Raw genomic sequence first — 1,468 nt, forward strand, 5'->3', positions numbered from 1 at the left:
TCATATGATTTTACGGCTTGATTATTTATTGATCTTGTATTCTGGGGGTTCATTATTTGCGAGTTATTCAAATTACGGACCGCTTATTATCATTAAACTGCTTGTCGGATTATGGGCCATTTTTGCAATGGAAATGGTGGCAGTGAAGTACAAGAAGAAAAAGCCTGCTGCGGCCTCTTGGGGGCAATTGATTGCTGCTGTAATTCTTGCACTTATTTTAGGATTTGGTTTCTTACCTTTGGGCATCTTGCCAGCATAAAAATAAACGCTGCATGCGATCCGGCATGCAGCGTTTTTAGTAAAAAAGGGGGGGCTGTTAGATTAGACTACAGCTTTTTCTATGGTTTCGATCTGATCCGTCAATTGGGGGTTAACGGAGTGATAACTATTATCAATTAAAATGATAATCATTCTCACTTAATATGTCAAGCCTGTTTCTGAAAAAACTTCATAAAGCTCCGCGCGCCATCATAAAGTAAGTTATGATGGTTTTTTTATGTCCTGACTACATTTATTTCTTCTTAATAAAGGATGGTGAGGCTAGATGTGTGGCATTGTTGGATGGGTTGATTATAAGTCTACAATCAATGAAAAAGCACCCATATTGGCTCAAATGGCTGATACTCTTCGTCATCGGGGCCCGGATGATTTTCAAAAATGGATGGAAGGACCAGCTGCTTTCGGGCATCAGCGATTGATCGTTGTTGATCCATCTGGCGGGAAACAGCCAATGATCCGGGAAGCCCATAATGAAAAGTACGTCCTATGTTACAATGGGGAGCTTTATAATACAGATGAAATCAGAGATGCCTTGAAGGCAAGAGGGTGGAGCTTCACCTCTCATTCTGATACGGAAGTTGTATTAGTAAGCTACATGGAATGGGGAGTAAACTGCGTCGACCATATGAATGGGATTTTTGCCTTTAGTATCTGGGAAACGAATCGGAAGCGGCTATTCCTGGCAAGGGATCGACTTGGGGTCAAGCCGCTTTTTTATAGTGATCATAAATCTGGTCTCATGTTCGCTTCGGAAATGAAGGCAATTTTGGCTCATCCTGATGTCGAATCGAAAGTAGGGGAAGAGGGTATTCATGAGATCCTTTCTTTAGGTCCATCACGGACTCCCGGTCATGGAATATTCCAGCAGATCAATGAGCTTCGAGCAGGCCACAGGGCAGTTTGGGAAAAAGGAAAGCTTACGATCGATCGTTATTGGAATGTCGTCAGTGAGCCTCATGAACATAACTTTGATGAAACGGTTGAACAAGTGAGGGAACTATTCATCGATGCCTCAGAGCGCCAACTCGTATCAGATGTGAAATTGGGCACTTTCCTTTCTGGCGGAGTAGATTCAAGTGCCATTACTGCCGTGGCAGCTGAAAAGTATAAAAAAGAGAATAAAGGAAGCTTGCAAACTTTTTCGATCGACTATAAGGACCAGGAGAAGTATTTTAAGAAAAATGCCTTT

The 1,468-nt window shown here is 42.1% G+C and carries 2 protein-coding genes; both read left to right on the plus strand.

Going from position 1 to position 1,468, the window contains the following annotated elements:
• The coding region (locus tag LD39_RS20365; RefSeq protein ID WP_035552933.1) for a DUF1516 family protein at window positions 1–259 on the plus strand (259 nt) is incomplete at its 5' end.
• A 285-nt stretch (window positions 260–544) separates the two neighbouring features.
• Window positions 545–1,468 (plus strand): asparagine synthase (glutamine-hydrolyzing) (asnB, locus tag LD39_RS20370; RefSeq protein WP_035552936.1); only part of this gene is annotated, 924 nt, incomplete at its 3' end.

The sequence above is a fragment of the Halobacillus sp. BBL2006 genome (assembly GCF_000786645.1).
Taxonomy (GTDB): Bacteria; Bacillota; Bacilli; order Bacillales; family Halobacillaceae; genus Halobacillus.